General features: G+C 71.8%; 17 protein-coding genes. 12 read left to right on the top strand and 5 right to left on the bottom strand.

Annotated elements, in window-relative coordinates; translation table 11 throughout:
- Positions 1-32 precede the first annotated feature (32 nt).
- Positions 33-587 (bottom strand): hypothetical protein, encoded by a 555-nt coding sequence (locus ACP4J3_RS07865; protein WP_426531927.1) that lies wholly within the window; start codon positions 585-587, stop codon positions 33-35.
- Between the two features lie 130 nt (positions 588-717).
- On the opposite strand from ACP4J3_RS07865, the gene tsaB reads away from it, so the two are divergent.
- From tsaB to ACP4J3_RS07885, 4 genes are read left to right on the top strand one after another with little or no spacing between them, the layout of a single operon-like run.
- Positions 718-1,374 (top strand): tRNA (adenosine(37)-N6)-threonylcarbamoyltransferase complex dimerization subunit type 1 TsaB, encoded by a 657-nt coding sequence (gene tsaB, locus ACP4J3_RS07870; RefSeq protein ID WP_426531796.1) that lies wholly within the window; start codon positions 718-720, stop codon positions 1,372-1,374.
- A 5-nt stretch (positions 1,375-1,379) separates the two neighbouring features.
- A complete protein-coding gene (rimI, locus tag ACP4J3_RS07875; RefSeq protein ID WP_426531929.1) occupies positions 1,380-1,874 on the top strand; it encodes a ribosomal protein S18-alanine N-acetyltransferase in 495 nt (164 codons plus the stop codon).
- Positions 1,867-2,964, top strand: a complete 1,098-nt coding sequence (gene tsaD, locus ACP4J3_RS07880) for a tRNA (adenosine(37)-N6)-threonylcarbamoyltransferase complex transferase subunit TsaD (protein ID WP_426531798.1) — start codon at positions 1,867-1,869, stop codon at positions 2,962-2,964. The genes rimI and tsaD overlap by 8 nt, the downstream gene beginning before the upstream one ends.
- Positions 2,961-3,233: a hypothetical protein gene (locus tag ACP4J3_RS07885; RefSeq protein WP_426531800.1), complete on the top strand. Its 273-nt coding sequence runs from the start codon at positions 2,961-2,963 to the stop codon at positions 3,231-3,233. The genes tsaD and ACP4J3_RS07885 overlap by 4 nt, the downstream gene beginning before the upstream one ends.
- Before the next feature lie 10 nt (positions 3,234-3,243).
- Here the strand turns inward: ACP4J3_RS07885 and ACP4J3_RS07890 are convergent, their stop codons facing one another.
- Positions 3,244-5,547, bottom strand: coding sequence for a glycoside hydrolase family 3 N-terminal domain-containing protein (locus ACP4J3_RS07890; RefSeq protein WP_426531802.1), 2,304 nt, complete (start codon positions 5,545-5,547; stop codon positions 3,244-3,246).
- A gap of 122 nt (positions 5,548-5,669) precedes the next feature.
- On the opposite strand from ACP4J3_RS07890, the gene ACP4J3_RS07895 reads away from it, so the two are divergent.
- The 4 genes from ACP4J3_RS07895 (at position 5,670) to ACP4J3_RS07910 (ending at position 9,840) form a co-directional block, all read left to right on the top strand.
- A complete protein-coding gene (locus tag ACP4J3_RS07895; protein ID WP_426531804.1) occupies positions 5,670-6,809 on the top strand; it encodes a LacI family DNA-binding transcriptional regulator in 1,140 nt (379 codons plus the stop codon).
- Positions 6,810-6,962: 153 nt separating this feature from the next.
- Complete coding sequence (locus ACP4J3_RS07900) at positions 6,963-8,012, top strand: LCP family protein (RefSeq protein WP_426531806.1); 1,050 nt, start codon at positions 6,963-6,965, stop codon at positions 8,010-8,012.
- A 139-nt stretch (positions 8,013-8,151) separates the two neighbouring features.
- Positions 8,152-8,505, top strand: coding sequence for a YciI family protein (locus ACP4J3_RS07905; RefSeq protein ID WP_426531808.1), 354 nt, complete (start codon positions 8,152-8,154; stop codon positions 8,503-8,505).
- 48 nt (positions 8,506-8,553) lie between these two features.
- Entirely contained in the window at positions 8,554-9,840 is a 1,287-nt protein-coding gene (locus ACP4J3_RS07910) for an RNA polymerase sigma factor (RefSeq protein WP_426531810.1), read from the top strand.
- Here ACP4J3_RS07910 and ACP4J3_RS07915 read toward each other — a convergent pair whose 3' ends face one another.
- A complete protein-coding gene (locus ACP4J3_RS07915; RefSeq protein ID WP_426531812.1) occupies positions 9,841-11,013 on the bottom strand; it encodes a class I SAM-dependent methyltransferase in 1,173 nt (390 codons plus the stop codon).
- Positions 11,014-11,103: 90 nt separating this feature from the next.
- On the opposite strand from ACP4J3_RS07915, the gene ACP4J3_RS07920 reads away from it, so the two are divergent.
- The 4 genes from ACP4J3_RS07920 (at position 11,104) to groL (ending at position 15,199) form a co-directional block, all read left to right on the top strand.
- Positions 11,104-12,108: a polysaccharide deacetylase family protein gene (locus tag ACP4J3_RS07920; protein WP_426531814.1), complete on the top strand. Its 1,005-nt coding sequence runs from the start codon at positions 11,104-11,106 to the stop codon at positions 12,106-12,108.
- A complete protein-coding gene (locus ACP4J3_RS07925; protein WP_426531816.1) occupies positions 12,105-12,920 on the top strand; it encodes a polysaccharide deacetylase family protein in 816 nt (271 codons plus the stop codon). The genes ACP4J3_RS07920 and ACP4J3_RS07925 overlap by 4 nt, the downstream gene beginning before the upstream one ends.
- Positions 12,921-13,145: 225 nt before the next feature.
- The gene (groES, locus tag ACP4J3_RS07930) at positions 13,146-13,454 is read left to right on the top strand and encodes a co-chaperone GroES (protein WP_055493212.1); all 309 of its coding nucleotides are present in this window, start codon (positions 13,146-13,148) and stop codon (positions 13,452-13,454) included.
- A 116-nt stretch (positions 13,455-13,570) separates the two neighbouring features.
- Positions 13,571-15,199, top strand: a complete 1,629-nt coding sequence (groL, locus tag ACP4J3_RS07935; RefSeq protein WP_426531819.1) for a chaperonin GroEL — start codon at positions 13,571-13,573, stop codon at positions 15,197-15,199.
- Between the two features lie 61 nt (positions 15,200-15,260).
- Here groL and ACP4J3_RS07940 read toward each other — a convergent pair whose 3' ends face one another.
- Positions 15,261-15,968, bottom strand: a complete 708-nt coding sequence (locus tag ACP4J3_RS07940) for an ester cyclase (protein WP_426531821.1) — start codon at positions 15,966-15,968, stop codon at positions 15,261-15,263.
- 82 nt (positions 15,969-16,050) lie between these two features.
- Positions 16,051-16,824, bottom strand: a complete 774-nt coding sequence (locus ACP4J3_RS07945; protein ID WP_426531823.1) for an SDR family NAD(P)-dependent oxidoreductase — start codon at positions 16,822-16,824, stop codon at positions 16,051-16,053.
- Positions 16,825-16,865: the final 41 nt, after the last annotated feature.

Raw genomic sequence — 16,865 nt, forward strand, 5'->3', positions numbered from 1 at the left:
GCGCCTCTTCAGGGCGTTGCTGAGCCGTCTATTCAGCGGATCACCACGACCGACCGGCCGATCGTCGCGAAGTCCCACATCGCGTCGCCGTCCGGGCGGGACTCGCGGATGCCGCCCGTGCGCATGCTCGGGGCGGGGTTCGGCGTCGCGCCCTTGGCGGGGGCGCTGAAGCCGACGGTGACACCGTCCACGGTGGCGAAGCGGACGACGTGCTCGACGGGCATGCCGTCGGTGCCGGTGACCGCGTTGGAGCGGGAGGTGACCGCGTACGCGCCGGGCGGCGGGTCCACCGATCCGGGGGTGACGCGGAACGTCCGCTTGACCTCGCCGGCCTCGTCGACCAGCCACACCCGGTCGTCGTCCACGGAGTACACGACCCGCTGCCCGGTGCCGGACCCGGCCGGCAGCGCGTCGGGGTCCTTGCGGTCGCGCGGCGCCTTGGACGCACTCACCTCGGACGAGCGGTCGGCGCGCTGCCTGGCCAGGTCGGCCGGGACGGTCGCCGAGGCCTGGAAGGCGAGGAAGCCGACGGTCGCGAGGGCGGCCGTGGTCAGCCCCACCACAAAACCGGAGCTGCTGCCTGCCACCGTCGCCCACCTCAGCGTTCGCGTCATGTGCCGTGATCGTCGAATGTCGTGATCAAGGCCGACCGTAGCAGCCGCCGGACGCCCGACCGGGGCGGCGCTTCCCGGGGCGCGGGCGCCGTAGGCTGTTTGCGTGCTCTTGCTCGCTCTGGATACCGCCACCCCCGCCGTCACCGTCGCGCTGCACGACGGCACGGACGTCATCGCCTCGTCGACCCAGGTGGACGCGCGCCGTCACGGCGAGCTGCTGCTGCCGGCCGTCGACCGCGTCCTCACCGAGGCCGGTGTGAAGCTCGACGCCGTCACCGGCATCGTCGTAGGCATCGGACCCGGCCCCTACACCGGGCTGCGCGTCGGCCTGATGACCGCCGACACCTTCGCCCTCGCCCTCGGCGTCCCCGTGCACGGCCTGTGCACGCTGGACGCACTCGCCTACGCAGCCGACATCGAGAAGGGCCCGTTCGTCGTGGCGACCGACGCCCGGCGCAAGGAGGTCTACTGGGCGCGGTACGCCGACTCCCGCACCCGGCTGACCGACCCGGCCGTCGACCGGCCCGCCGACATCGCCGACCAGGTCGCCGGAGTGCCGGCCGTGGGCGCGGGCGCGCTGCTCTACCCCGACGCCTTCCCGCACGCCCACGAGCCCGAGCATGTGTCGGCGGCGGCGCTCGCGGGGCTGGCCGCCGAGAAGCTGGCCGCCGGCGCGGAACTCCCCGCGCCCCGGCCGCTGTACCTGCGCCGCCCCGACGCCCAGGTCCCCAAGAACTACAAGGTGGTCACCCCCAAGTGACACAGGTGCAAGCGGTGCTGCGCGAGCTGCGCTGGTGGGACATCGACGCCGTGCTGGAGCTGGAGAAAGACCTCTTCCCCGAGGACGCCTGGTCCCGGGGCATGTTCTGGTCCGAGCTGGCCCACTCCCGGGGGCCCGAGGCGACCCGCCGCTATGTCGTGGCCGAGGACGGCGGGCGGATCGTCGGCTACGCCGGCCTCGCCGCCTCGGGAGACCTGGCCGACATCCAGACCATCGCCGTCGCCCGCGACCACTGGGGCACCGGACTCGGCGGCCGGCTCCTGACCGAACTGCTGCGCGCCGCCACCGACTTCGAGTGCGCCGAAGTGATGCTGGAGTGCCGCGTGGACAACGTCCGCGCGCAGAAGCTGTACGAGCGCTTCGGCTTCGAGGCCATCGGCTTCCGGCGCGGCTACTACCAGCCGGGGAACGTGGACGCCCTGGTGATGCGACTGACCGCCCCTGAGAACTCCGTACAAGGAACCGAGATCAATGGCTGACTCGCGGGACGTTCCCCTCGTCCTCGGTATCGAGACCTCCTGTGACGAGACCGGCGTCGGCATCGTCCGCGGCACCACGCTGCTCGCCGACGCCGTCGCCTCCAGCGTCGACGAGCACGCCCGCTTCGGCGGTGTGGTGCCGGAGGTCGCCTCCCGGGCGCACCTGGAGGCGATGGTGCCGACCATCGAACGCGCGCTGAAGGAGGCCGGGGTGAGCGCCCGCGACCTCGACGGCATCGCGGTGACCGCCGGTCCGGGCCTCGCGGGCGCGCTGCTGGTCGGCGTGTCGGCGGCGAAGGCATACGCCTACGCGCTGGGCAAGCCGCTCTACGGCGTCAACCACCTCGCCTCCCACATCTGCGTGGACCAGCTCGAACACGGCGCGCTGCCAGAGCCGACGATGGCGCTGCTGGTGAGCGGCGGCCACTCCTCGCTCCTGCTCTCGTCGGACATCACCTCCGACGTCCGTCCGATGGGCGCGACCATCGACGACGCGGCGGGCGAGGCCTTCGACAAGATCGCCCGGGTGCTGAACCTGGGCTTCCCCGGCGGTCCGGTCATCGACCGGTACGCGAAGGAGGGCGACGCGGAGGCGATCGCGTTCCCGCGCGGGCTGACGGGGCCGCGCGATCCGGCGTACGACTTCTCCTTCTCCGGCCTGAAGACGGCGGTGGCCCGCTGGATCGAGGCCAAGCGGGCGGCGGGGGAGGAAGTGCCGGTGCGTGACGTGGCGGCTTCCTTCCAGGAGGCGGTCGTGGATGTGCTGACCCGCAAGGCGGTGCGCGCCTGCAAGGACGAGGGCGTCGACCACCTGATGATCGGCGGCGGCGTGGCGGCGAACTCCCGGCTGCGGGAGCTGGCGCGGCACCGCTGCGAGGCGGCCGGCATCCAACTCCGAGTGCCGCGGCCCAAGCTGTGCACGGACAACGGGGCGATGGTGGCGGCGCTGGGCGCGGAGATGGTGGCGCGGGGCCGGTCGGCGTCTGGCTGGGACCTGTCGGCGGACTCCTCACTGCCGGTGACGGACCCTCATGTGCCGGGCAACCACGACCATGTGCACGAGGTCAGCAAGGAGAACCTGTACTCGTGACGGTCGCGTTGATGTGGGAGGCGCGGGCGGTTCCCGGACGGGGGGAGGAACTGCTCGCGTGGGCCCGGGCGCAGGAGCTGGCGGTACGGCCGCTGCGGCGGGAGACGTTGCGGGCGCCGCAGGACCGGGTGCTCGTCATCACGTGGTGGGACGCAGGGCTCGACGCCGAGCTGCCGGAGCTTCCCGAGCCGGAGGGGGAGTTGGTGACCCGGGCGGTGCATCGGTGGCGGTTCGAGTCGGTGGGGCTCGAGCCGGCGGACGAGGTGTGAGTCGAGGACGTCACCTCGACACCTCCGCCTCGCACCGCAGCTTCCGGTCCGGCCCCAGCTCCCGTACCGGCCCGGTGAGGTTCAGCCGTGCCGTATGCCGTACGTCCGCACTGGACGTCCCCAGCCGCAGCTCCAGAACCCCCGGTTCCACGATCCGGCGCCCCGACCGGTCGGTGAACCCCGACAGGTCCGCGTGGAAGCGGAAGGTCACCCGCCGCGCCTCGCCCGCCTCCAGCTCCACCCGCTGGTAGCCGATCAACCGCACATCGGGCCGGGTCACCGACGCCACCGGATCGTGCAGATAGAGCTGCACGACCTCCGCCCCGGCCCGATCACCCGTGTTCCGGACCGTCACCGACACGTCGTACGACCCGTCCGTGCCGATCTCCGCCGCCGGAGCCGTGGGGTTCTCCCACGCGAACGACGTGTACGACCCCCCGTGCCCGAACGCGTACAACGGCGTCGGATCCAGATTGCTGACCTCCCCCGCCAGCCCCAACGGCGGCTGCAGATACGTCCACGGCTGCCCCCCGGCCACCCGCGGCACACTCACCGGCAACCGCCCCGACGGGTTCACGCGGCCCGACAGCACTCCCGCCACCGCCGGGCCGCCCTCCTCCCCGGGGAAGAACGCCTGGACCACCGCCGCGAGCCGCCCGTGCCAGCGGCCCAGGGCGTAGGGGCGGCCGGTGAGCAGGACCAGCACCACCGGGACGCCGGTCGCCACCAGCGCGTCCAGCAGCTCCGCCTGGACGCCGGGCAGCCGCAGATCCGTCACGTCGCAGCCCTCGCCCGACGTCCCCCGGCCGAACAGCCCCGCCCGGTCGCCCAGTACCGCCAGGCACACGTCCGCCTCCGACGTGCGGGCCACCGCCTCCTCGAAGCCGGCCGTGTCCGGGTCCGAGACTCCGCAGCCCTCGGCGAAGGTCACCTTGGCGTCGGGGAGTTCGACGCGCAGCGACTCCAGGACCGTGGGGATCTCGATGCCCATCGGTACCTCGGGGTGGTGCGTGAGGACGTGGGACGGGAAGGAGTAGCAGCCGAGCATGGCCAGGGCGTCCGCCGCGCGGGGGCCGACGACCGCGATACGGGTGTCGGGGGGCAGGGGCAGGACGCCGTCCGGGTTGTCCAGCAGGACCACGGACTCCTCGGCCAGGCGGCGGGCCAGCGCGCGGTTCGCGGGGGAGTCCAGGTCGATGGGCGTGGTCGGCGGCTCCGGAGTCCAGTTCTCGTCCAGCAGGCCCAGCTCGCACTTCTGGAGCAGGACCCTGCGGGCCGCGCGGTCCACCAGCTCCTCCGGTACCTCACCTGCCCGTACCGCCTCCAGCAGCGGCTCTCCGTAGCACTTCAGCGTCGGCAGCTCCACGTCGAGACCGGCGGCCAGCGCCGCGTGCGCGGCCTCGGCGGGGGTGCCGGCGACGCGGTGCAGGGTCTGCAGGAAGTCGACGCCGAAGTAGTCGGCCACGACCGTTCCCGTGAAGCCCCACTGCTCGCGCAGGAGTTCGGTGAGCAGGGCCGGGTCGGCGGAGGCCGGCACGCCGTCCGTCTCGTTGTACGCCGCCATCACCGACCGCGCCCCGCCCTCGCGCAGCGCCATCTCGAACGGCGGGAGCGTGATGTCCGCGAACTCCCGTACGCCCGCCCGCACCGGCGCGAGGTTGCGTGCGCCCGCCGACGACGCGTATCCGGCGAAGTGCTTGAGGGTGGCGACGACTCCGGCCGACTCCAGGCCCCGGACGTAGGCCGTGGCGATCGTGCCGGTCAGGTACGGGTCCTCGCCGACGGTCTCCTCGACCCGGCCCCAGCGCGGATCGCGTACGACGTCCAGGACCGGTGCCAGGCCCTGGTGGACGCCGACCGAGCGCAGGTCCTCGCCGATGCGGCGGGCCATCTCCTCGACCAGCGGGGGATCGAAGGTGGCCCCCCACGCCAGTGGGACCGGGTAGGCCGTGGCCTGCCAGGCCGTGAAGCCGGCCAGGCACTCCTCGTGGGCCACCGCGGGGATGCCGAAGCGGCCCGCCTCGGTGATGCGGCGCTGGGCGCGGGCCAGTGCGCGCGCGCCCAGCGCCGGGTCCACGGGGGCGGTGCCGAAGGAACGGGTGAGCTGACCCAGACCGTGGGTGATCAGCTCGGCGAAGTCGTAGTCGGCGGTCATGTCGTGCTGGTGCGGGGCGACTCCCTCACCGTCCGTGGCGGCGCCCACCCACACGCCGTACAACTGGGCGGTCTTCTCCTGAAGGGTCATCCGGGAGAGGAGGTCGTCGACGCGGGCGGCGGCGGGCAGGGCGGGGTCGCGCCAGGGGGCGGTGGTCATGAAACTCCTGTCGGGGCGATGGCCCACTCGCGAATGTTTCGTTGTTCACCTCGAATGTTCCGGGAACCTAGGGCCGGTGAGAAGGGTTCGTCAAGAGGTCGCGCAGGGATACGATCGCCGCCATGACAGCCCGTGAGCCCGCTGAAACCCGGACGCCAAAGTCGGAAACCCGGACGACACAGTCGGAGAACCGGTCGGCGACGTCGCAGACCCGCACGACCGCCACGACGGCGGCGCCGACGACCGGCCGGTCCGCGCAGACCGCGACCCTCGCCGAGATCGCCCGCGAGGCCGGCGTCTCCGCGCCGACTGTTTCGAAGGTCCTCAACGGACGCGCCGACGTCGCCCCGGCCACCCGCGCCCGCGTCGAGGAGCTGCTGCGCGCCCACGGCTACCGCCGACGGCGTGCCGAGGCCAGCCGCTCGCCGCTGATCGACCTGGTCTTCCACGAGCTGGAGAGCGCGTGGGCGATGGAGGTCATCCGGGGGGTGGAGAACGTCGCCCGGGACGCCGGGCTGAGCGTGGTGCTCAGCGAGAGCGCGGGACGGCTGACCCCGGGGCGGACCTGGGCCGACCAGGTCGCCGCCCGCCGCCCGCACGGCGTGGTCCTCGTCCTCTCCGGCCTCGACGAGTCCCAGCGCGCCCTGCTGACCAGCCGGTCGATCCCGTTCGTGGTCATGGACCCGGCGGGCGACCCGGGCGCCGACGTGCCGTCCATCGGCGCGACCAACTGGCAGGGCGGGCTCGCCGCCACCCGGCACCTGGTCGAGCTGGGCCACCGCAGGATCGGCGCGATCACCGGACCGTCCCGGATGATGTGCAGCCGCGCCCGCGTCGACGGCTACCGCGCCGCCCTGGAGACCGCCGGGCTCCCCGTCGACTCCGACCTCGTGCGGCCCGGCGACTTCCACCACGAGACCGGCTACCGGCAGGGCCTGGAGCTGCTGCGCCGCCCGGACCGGCCCACCGCCGTCTTCGCCGGCAACGACCTGCAGGCGCTCGGGCTGTACGAGGCCGCGCGCGAGCTGGGGCTGCGGATCCCGGAGGACCTGAGCGTGGTCGGCTTCGACGATCTGCCGGTCGCGCGCTGGGTGGGGCCGCCGCTGACGACCGTACGGCAGCCGCTGACGGAGATGGCGGAGGCGGCGGCGAAGCTGGTCCTGGACCTGGCGCGGGAGGAGGGGACACCGGCGGCCACACGGGTGGAGCTGGCCACGAGCCTGGTGGTGCGCAGCAGCACGGCGGAGCCTCCGGCGGTTTAGCGGGGTGCCGCGCACTGCCACCGAAGCTGATCGGTTGTTAGGCCGAAACTTTCGAACCCTCGTGCTGTCCCTGGGCTGAGAAGTCTGAGATTTTCCGAAGAAAAGCCGTTCCGGTGTTCCTGCCCGTAATAATTCGGACTTACGTTCCTTCCCGTGACGGGACGAGACGAGAACGGGGACGAGGGCAGACGGACGGGCCGGCGGTCGGCAGCGCTGAAGACCGCCGGCCTCGTCCTGGCGGGCGCCCTGGTGCTGGGCGTGGGCGCGGCCGGCTGGGCCTTATGGCATCTGAACGCCAACATCAAGAGCGTCGACATCGACAACGCGCTCGGCGACGACCGCCCCCCGAAGGAGGTCCCGGCCCCGTCGCCGTCGGCCTCCTCGTCCCCGCTGCCCACTCAGTCCCTGAACATCCTGGTCCTGGGCTCCGACTCGCGCAGCGGCGAGGAGAACCAGGAGCTCGGCGGCGGCAGCAGCACCGGCGCCCGCTCGGACACGGCGATGGTGGTCCACGTCGACGCCGGCCGCACCGGGGCGACGATCGTCAGCATCCCGCGCGACACCCTCGTCACCCGCCCGTCCTGCCCGCTGCCGTCGGGCGGTTCGACACGGGTGGCGTACGGCACGATGTTCAACAGCGCGTACGCCGTCGGCGGCCCGGTCTGCGCGGTGAAGACGGTCGAGTCGCTCACGGACATCCGCATGGACCACTACCTCGAGATCGACTTCTCGGGCTTCGCGAAGCTGGTGGACGCGCTGGGCGGCGTCACCGTCACGACGGACGAGGACATCGACGACGAGGACAGCCACCTCCGCCTCGCGGCCGGCACCCACCACCTGGACGGCGAGCAGGCCCTGGCCCTGGCCCGCACCCGGCACGGCATAGGCGACGGCAGCGACCTCGGCCGCATAGGCCTGCAACACAGGCTGGTGAAGGCCCTGCTGGACCAGATCTCCGCCACCAGCCTCCTCACCGACCCCGCCCGGCTCTACCGCGTGGCCGACGCGGTGACGAGCAGCCTCACCACCGACACGGGCCTGGACTCCCTGAGCGAGCTGATGTCGCTCGGACAGAGCCTGCAGGGCCTGTCGTCGGACACGGCGAAGACGGTGACCATGCCGGTGCTGCCGGCCCCGTCGGACCGCAACCGGGTGGTGGCCCAGGAGCCCGAGGCGCGGGAGCTGTGGGAGTCACTGCGCTGACGGGCAGGTCGGCGCCGACCGGAGAGAACTCTCCGAAGGAATTCGAAGAAATCCGGGGAGCGTGTCGATGCGGGTGTCTCCCGTTCGACGCAGGGGTGAGAGGCCGGGAAGGACCGGTCACCGAACCCGAGGAGTCACCATGCCGCGCTACCTCTCCATGATCCGTGTCGACGAGTCCGCCGCCGCCAAGGGACCCAGCGACGAGCTGATGCAGCGGATGGGCGAGCTGATCGAGGAGATGACGAAGGCGGGCGTCCTGCTCGACACCGCCGGGCTGACCCCGACCGCCCAGGGCACCCGGGTGCACTACGAGGGCGGACGGATTTCCGTGACCGACGGGCCGTTCACCGAGGCCAAGGAGGTCATCGGCGGATACGCGCTCATGCAGTGCAAGGACCGGGCCGAGGCGATCGAGTGGACCAAGCGGTTCCTGAAGATCCACGAGGAGCACTGGACCATGACCTGCGAGCTGCGGGAGGTCGTGGAGGGCTGAGCGGCCTTCTTTGGCACCGTCGCCGCACGGGGTGTCTGATGGTGGGCTGTGGAACCGCAGCCCCAGCCCGCCGCAGACCCCGGCCGCGCCGCCCTGGCCGCCACCGTCGAGACCGTCTTCCGCATCGAGTCCCCGCGCGTCATCGCCACCGTCACCCGCATGGTCCGCGACGTCGGCATCGCCGAGGAACTCGCACAGGACGCGCTGGTCGCAGCCCTGGAGCAGTGGCCGCGCGACGGCGTCCCGGACAACCCCGGCGCCTGGCTCATGGCCGCCGCCAAGCACCGTGCCGTGGACCTGATCCGCCGCCGCGAGAACTACGCCCGCAAGCTCGCCGAGATCGGCCGCGACCTGGAGACGACGGCACCCCCTGAGGAGCCCTCCGACCCCGACGACATCGACGACGACCTGCTCCGCCTGGTCTTCACCACCTGCCACCCGGTGCTCTCGCCGCAGGCCCGCATCGCGCTCACCCTGCGCCTGCTCGGCGGCCTGAGCACACCGGAGATCGCCCGTGCGTTCCTGGTGCCGGAGGCGACCGTCGCCCAGCGCATCGTCCGCGCCAAGCGCACGCTCGCCGCCAGGAACGTCGCCTTCGAGGTCCCGTACGGCCCCGACCGCGAGGCCCGCCTCGGCTCGGTCCTCGACGTCATCTACCTGATCTTCAACGAGGGTTACGCCGCCACGGCCGGCGACGACCTGCTGCGCCCGGCCCTGTGCGAGGACGCGCTGCGCCTGGCCCGCGTGCTGTCGGGACTGATGCCGAAGGAGCCGGAGGTGCACGGCCTGACGGCCCTGCTGGAGTTCCAGGCCTCCCGCACGGCGGCCCGCACCGGCCCGTCCGGCGAACCGGTCCTCCTCAAGGACCAGAACCGCAGCCGCTGGAACCGCATGCTCATCGCCCGCGGCATCACGGCCCTGTCCCGCGCCGACGCCACGGCCACGGGCGCCCCCGGCCCGTACGCCCTCCAGGCCGCGATCGCCGCCTGCCACGCGCACGCGTACACGTACGAGGAGACCGACTGGAAGGCCATCGCGACGCTGTACGGCCTCCTGGCCGCCCGGTCCCCCTCCCCGGTGGTCGAGCTGAACCGCGCGGTCGCCGTGTCGATGGCCGAGGGCCCGGGGCCGGCCCTGGAGATCGTCGACGCGATCGCCGCCGAACCGGCCCTGCGGGACTACCACTTGCTGCCGAGCGTGCGCGGCGACCTGCTGCTGCGCCTCGGCCGTACGGCGCAGGCGCGCGCGGAGTTCGAGCGGGCGGCGGCGCTGACCCGCAACGAGCGGGAGCGGGAGCTGCTGCTGAAGCGGGCGGCGGCGGCCGAGGGGGCGTGACTACGCGGGCCGCCCGACCAGCATCGTCGGCGCCCCCGCCACCCGGGTCAGAAACACCGTCGCCGAGCCCGGCCCCTGCGGCTTGACCTTCCTGCGCAGCTCCTCCGGCTCGACGGCGGAGCCCCGTTTCTTGACGGTGAGGACACCCACCTCCCGCTCCCGCAGCAGCGCCTTCAGCTTCTTGACGTTGAAGGGGAGTTGGTCGGTGATCTCGTAGGCCGTCGCGTACTCCGTCGCCCGCAGCTCGTCCGCCGTGACGTACGCGATCGTCGCGTCGATCAGCCCGCCGTCCAGCCGGTCGGCGACCTCGGCGACCAGATGGGCGCGGATGACGGCGCCGTCGGGCTCGTACAAGTACCGCCCGACGGGCCGGACCTGCGGGTCGGGGAGGCCGCGCGAGAGCAGTGAGCGCGGGCCAGGCAGCAGGGTGGCCCGCACCGCGCCGGGATCGGTGCCGAACCACAGCACCGCCTCCTTCACGTCCCCGCCGTCCGAGATCCACTCGGCCTCGGCGTCGTCCGGGATCGCCTCGTGGGGGATCCCGGGCGCGATCTTCAGCGCGGCGCGCGGCGCCTTGCGGGCGGCCTCCACGGCCCACGACAGCGGCGGCGAGTACGCCTCGGGATCGAAGATCCTGCCGCGGCCGCCCCGCCGGGCGGGATCGACGAACACGGCGTCGCAGCCGGCGGTGTCCACCTCGGTGACATCCGCCTCCCGCACCTCGACGAGGTCGGCGAGCCCGAGGCCCGCCATGTTCGCCCGCGCCACCGCCGCGGTCACCGGATCCCGGTCCACCGCCAGCACCCGGATCCCGGCCCGCGCCAACGCGATCGCGTCGCCCCCGATCCCGCAGCACAGGTCGGCGACCGAGGTGACGCCCAGATCCCGCAGGCGCTCCGCCCGGTACGTCGCGACACTCGCCCGCGTCGACTGCTCCACCCCGTGCGGCGTGAAGAACATCCGCCCCGCGTCCGCCGCCCCGAACTTCGCCGCCGCCCGCTGCCGCAGCCGCGCCTGCCCGAGCGCCGCCGACACCAGCTCGGCGGGGTGCTCGCGGCGCAGCCTGGTGGCGACGGCCAGCTCGTCGGCGGGGTCGGTGTCCCGGACGGCGTCGAGGAGGGCGCGGCCCTCGGGGGTGCGGAGGGAGGTCAGGGAGCCGAGGTCGTCGTTCACCGGGTCATTGTCGGCCAGTCGGTGGATGGTTCGCCTGCTGCGGCGGTGTCGGCCCGGCTTCGGGGCGGTGGCCTGCCAGGATCCGGCTCCATGCGACTAGTAGTACAAAATGACAAAATGATCGGAAATGGGGCGGCGGCAGTGCGGTATCGCCGGCGCACCGTCCTGCGTGCGCGCGTTCACGGCGTCCTCACCGTGCTCGCCGTCGCGGCCATCGCCTCCGGCTGCGCGCAGGGCGGAGTGGCCGGCTCCGGGCCCGGCGGCGCGACCGAGGCCGAGGGCCCCACCCCCGGCCGTCACCCCCTCAAGGCACCGCCCCCGGGCGTCACCCCGGAACCACCGGCCAGGAAGTTCCGCTCCGCCCACGAGGCCCGCGCCGCCCGGATCGCCGCCGCCAGACGCTGGCGCCTGGACGGCGTACCGCTCACACCCCCGCCACCCCCGGCCAAGAAGCCGCAGATCACCACCCGCAAGGGCTTCGAGGTCGCCGGCCACCGGGAACTCGGCCTGCCCCCCGTCTTCACGACCATCCCGACCAGACAGCGGGTCGTCTTCCTCACCATCGACGACGGCGCCGAGAAGGACCCGGCGTTCCTGCGGATGATGGACGACCTGCAGGTGCCCTACACCGCCTTCCTCAGCAACTACCTGATCAAGGAGGACTACGGCTACTTCGGGCGGATGCAGCGCGGCGGCGTGGTCCTGAACAACCACACCCTCCACCACCCCTACCTCCCGGCCCTGTCCTACCGCCGCCAGCAGATCGAGATCTGCGGCATGCAGGAGGTCATCGAGGAGCGCTACGGCAAACGCCCGCTGCTGTTCCGCCCGCCCTTCGGCAACTACAACCGGGACACCCTGCGTGCCGCGAAGTCCTGCGGCATCAAGTACGTCCCGCTGTGGAACGAGGAGGTCTTCGTCGACCGCTGGGACTACCGCGAGTGGGACCGGAAGATCCGACCGGGTGACATCGTGCTCACTCATTTCCGGGGCCGGGACGACTGGAAGGGCACAATGCCCGACATGATCCGCCGGTTCCTGAACAAGGTGACGGCCGAGGGGTACGCGGTGGCCCGGCTGGAGGACTACCTGTGAGGTCGGCGCCCGGGGCGCGGGCGCTGGCGGCCACGGCCCTGGCGTCCGCCCTGCTCGCCGGGTGCGCCGGTCCGCCCGACCCGCGCGGCGGACCGGGCGGGCATGCGGCGCGCTCGGCGAAGAACCCGACGCACACCTCCCAGCCGTACCGCCACTGGGGCCTGACCGACCCGCTGCCCGCGCCGCCGTCCCCGCCGGCCCGCAGGCCGGCGCGCCCGGCCGGCACTCCGCTGCCGGTCGTGCACCGCGTCCCCACCCGCGACAAGGTCGTCTTCCTCACCTACGACGACGGCGCCGAGAAGGACCCCCGCTTCGTCGACATGGTCCGAGAGCTACGGCTGCCCGTCAGCATGTTCCTCACGGACAGCGTCGTCGGCCCGGGCTACGGCCACTTCGCGCGGCTGCGCGCGGTCGGCGCGTCGATCCAGAACCACACCCTCGACCACGCCGCCCTGCGCGGTCTGCCGTACGCCGGCCAGCGCGCCGAGATCTGCGGCCAGCAGAGCAAACTCCGCGCCCGTTTCGGCGTACGCCCCCGCCTCTTCCGCCCGCCCTACGGCACGTACGACACCACCACGCTCCGCGCCGCGGCCCACTGCGGCGTGACGGCGGTCGTGCTGTGGCGGGCGGCGGTGGAGGGCGACGGCGAACTGACGTACGCGAAGGGCCCCCGCCGACTGCGCGCCGGCGACATCATCTCCGTCCCGTCGAGCGAGCCGACCGGACTGAGCCTGCGGGAGCGGACGACGAGGTTGCTTCGGGAGATCCAGGGGCGGGGGCTGACGGTGGGCCGGTTGGAGGATTACGTCTGAGGGGAATTTCCGGCGCGGGCCGGCTCGGCGAGCGCAGCGGACGCGCAGTGAATTAGCAGTCCGCTTGACCGAGTGCTAATCGCGGTCATAGTCTCGGCTCTGGCACTCGGCAGATGAGAGTGCCAACCACGCGACGGGCAGGTCCGGCACCCGCGACGACGGATCGACCTGGTCGCCACCTCAGACAGTTAACCCCGTGAGATCTCCGAAGGGGGAGGTCGGATCGTGACGACCGCCAGCTCCAAGGTTGCCATCAAGCCGCTCGAGGACCGCATCGTGGTCCAGCCGCTGGACGCCGAGCAGACCACGGCCTCTGGCCTGGTCATCCCGGACACCGCCAAGGAGAAGCCCCAGGAGGGCGTCGTCCTGGCCGTGGGCCCGGGCCGCTTCGAGAACGGCGAGCGCCTGCCGCTCGACGTCAAGACCGGCGACATCGTGCTGTACAGCAAGTACGGCGGCACCGAGGTGAAGTACAACGGCGAGGAGTACCTCGTCCTCTCGGCTCGCGACGTGCTCGCGATCATCGAGAAGTAAGACCACCTCAGAGTTTTTGAGCTGCGCCCCTGGCCCCCGCGACCAGTCAAAGAAGCCGGGCGCCCGGGGCGCAGTGTCTTTTTGAACCCACAGATTCCGAGAGGGCTCCCGCTGTCATGGCGAAGATCCTGAAGTTCGACGAGGACGCCCGTCGCGCCCTCGAGCGCGGCGTCAACAAGCTGGCCGACACGGTCAAGGTGACGATCGGCCCCAAGGGCCGCAACGTCGTCATCGACAAGAAGTTCGGCGCGCCCACCATCACCAACGACGGCGTCACCATCGCCCGCGAGGTCGAGGTCGAGGACCCGTACGAGAACCTCGGCGCCCAGCTGGTGAAGGAGGTGGCGACCAAGACCAACGACATCGCGGGTGACGGTACGACCACCGCCACCGTGCTCGCCCAGGCGCTGGTCCGCGAGGGCCTGAAGAACGTCGCCGCGGGCGCCTCCCCGGCCGCGCTCAAGAAGGGCATCGACGCCGCCGTCGCGGCCGTCTCCGAGGACCTGCTGGCCTCCGCCCGCCCGATCGACGAGAAGTCCGACATCGCCGCCGTGGCCGCGCTGTCCGCCCAGGACCAGCAGGTCGGCGAGCTGATCGCCGAGGCGATGGACAAGGTCGGCAAGGACGGTGTCATCACCGTCGAGGAGTCCAACACCTTCGGTCTGGAGCTGGACTTCACCGAGGGCATGGCCTTCGACAAGGGCTACCTGTCGCCGTACATGGTGTCCGACCAGGAGCGTATGGAAGCCGTCCTCGACGACCCGTACATCCTCATCAACCAGGGCAAGATCTCCTCCATCCAGGACCTGCTGCCGCTGCTCGAGAAGGTCATCCAGGCCGGCTCCTCCAAGCCGCTGCTGATCATCGCCGAGGACGTCGAGGGCGAGGCCCTGTCGACCCTGGTCGTCAACAAGATCCGCGGCACCTTCAACGCGGTCGCGGTCAAGGCCCCCGGCTTCGGCGACCGCCGCAAGGCGATGCTGCAGGACATGGCGGTCCTCACCGGCGCCACGGTCATCTCCGAGGAGGTCGGCCTCAAGCTCGACCAGGCCGGTCTGGACGTGCTGGGCACCGCCCGCCGCGTCACGGTCACCAAGGACGACACGACCATCGTCGACGGCGCCGGCAAGGCCGACGACGTCCAGGGCCGCGTCGCCCAGATCAAGGCCGAGATCGAGAACACCGACTCCGACTGGGACCGGGAGAAGCTCCAGGAGCGCCTGGCGAAGCTGGCCGGCGGCGTGTGCGTGATCAAGGTCGGCGCCGCCACCGAGGTGGAGCTGAAGGAGAAGAAGCACCGTCTGGAGGACGCCATCTCCGCGACCCGCGCCGCGGTCGAGGAGGGCATCGTCTCCGGTGGTGGCTCCGCGCTCGTCCACGCGGTGAAGGTCCTGGAGGGCAACCTCGGCAAGTCCGGCGACGAGGCCACGGGTGTCGCGGTCGTCCGCCGCGCCGCCGTCGAGCCGCTGCGCTGGATCGCCGAGAACGCCGGCCTCGAGGGCTACGTGATCGTCTCCAAGGTGGCCGAGCTCGACAAGGGCAACGGCTACAACGCCGCGACCGGCGAGTACGGCGACCTGGTCAAGGCCGGCGTCATCGACCCGGTCAAGGTCACCCGCTCCGCCCTGGAGAACGCCGCCTCCATCGCCTCCCTGCTGCTCACGACCGAGACCCTGGTCGTCGAGAAGAAGGAAGAGGAGGAGCCGGCGGCCGCCGGTGGCCACGGCCACGGGCACGCCCACTGACGTACGTCAGCACTGAGGCCCGGCACCCTTGGGGTGCCGGGCCTTCGCCGTTGCCGCCGGGCTACCGCTCCAGCCCCTCCAGGGCCCCGAGCTGAGCCATCAGCCCGAGCCGGTCGTACTGCCACCACCCCTCGGCGATCTTCCCCTCCGGGATGAACCGATGGATGGTCGTCCCGGTCATGGAGACCTTCTTGCCGGTGGCGGCGATCCCGAGGAAGTCGCCCTTGTGCGTCCCGTTCCACGTCCACCGGGTGCACACCCGGTCACCCTGGGCGACCTGGTCCTCGATCGTGAACGAGAAGTCGAACGCGCTGCGCCACATCTCGGCCTCGCGCCTGATCGCGTCCATGCCGATGGCGTCCTGCGGGTTGGACGGATCGTGGTCGTGGTAGTCCTCCACGAGCAGATCGTTGAGCGGCGGCAGCTCGCCCTTGCCGCCCAGCGTCTCGAAGAACCTGCGCGCGGAGGCGTCGTACAACTGCTCGTCCCGCATCACGTCCAGGTCCGTGAACGTCGGTGTCTCGTCGCAGAGCGCGACCATCTCCTGGAAGATCCGGTCGGTCTCGGGGAGATGGGAGTTGCGCATCGCCTCCTCGTACGACGGGAACTCCACGATCTCGATGAAGTGCGACGCGTCGGACCGATCGCTCCCGATGATGTCGTGCGTCGCCGTCCGCTTCCCCTTGGTCTGCTCGACCCACCTGTCCATCAGCCGGTTCATCTCGTCGAAACGGCTGGTCCTGCAATCGATGAGCTGCACGAAGGTCATGGGGCACCTCCCGACGCCCGAGTCCGATACGACCGACATGCAAGATTTTATGGCGTTCGGACTGCTTGTTCCTCCGCTCGGCTCACTGCGGCCCGTACTTCCGCCCCGTCCTCGAGCTGATCCCACCGAGCATCCCCCGAGGCATCAACTTCGCCGCCCCCAGCAGCACCTTGTACCGAGGGTCCGGAATCGACACCACCTTCCCCCGCGCCAGATCCCCGAGCGCCGCCGCCACCAGCTTGTCGGCGTCCAGCCACATCCACCCCGGAATGTTGTCCGTCCCCATCCCGGCCCGCTCATGGAACTCGGTCCGCACGAACCCGGGGCACAGCGCCATCAGCCGCACCCCGCTCCCGGCCAGATCCCGCGCCGCCCCCTGCGTGAACTGCACGACCCACGCCTTGGACGCGCCGTACGTCCCGCGCGGCACGAAGGCGGCGACCGACGCCACGTTGACGACACCCCCGCGCCCCCGCTCCCGCATCGCCTCCACAGCCGCCGACGTCAGGCGCAGCACCGCCTCGCAGTGCACCTTGAGCATCTTCAGCTCGTCGGCCATGGAGACATCGAGATAACGGCCCTTGTTGCCGAAGCCGGCGTTGTTGATCAGCAGGTCGACGGGGTTCCGGCGCTCGCCCAGGCGGGCGGCGACCGACTCGATGCCGGTGTCCTGAGCGAGGTCCGCGGTCAGCACCTCGGCCTCGATGCCGTGCCGGTCGTGCAGCTCGGTCGCCTGCTCGCGCAGCCGCTTGGTGTCCCGGGCCACCAGGACGAGGTCGTGCCCGTCGGCGGCCAGCCGCCGTGCGAACGCGGCGCCGATCCCCGCGGTCGATCCCGTAATCAATGCCGTTGTCATGGCGCAAGATTAGTGACCCGGACCGGATGCTTCCGCTCCCC

The organism is Streptomyces sp. UG1, from assembly GCF_049974585.1.
In the GTDB taxonomy this organism is placed as follows: Bacteria; Actinomycetota; Actinomycetes; order Streptomycetales; family Streptomycetaceae; genus Streptomyces.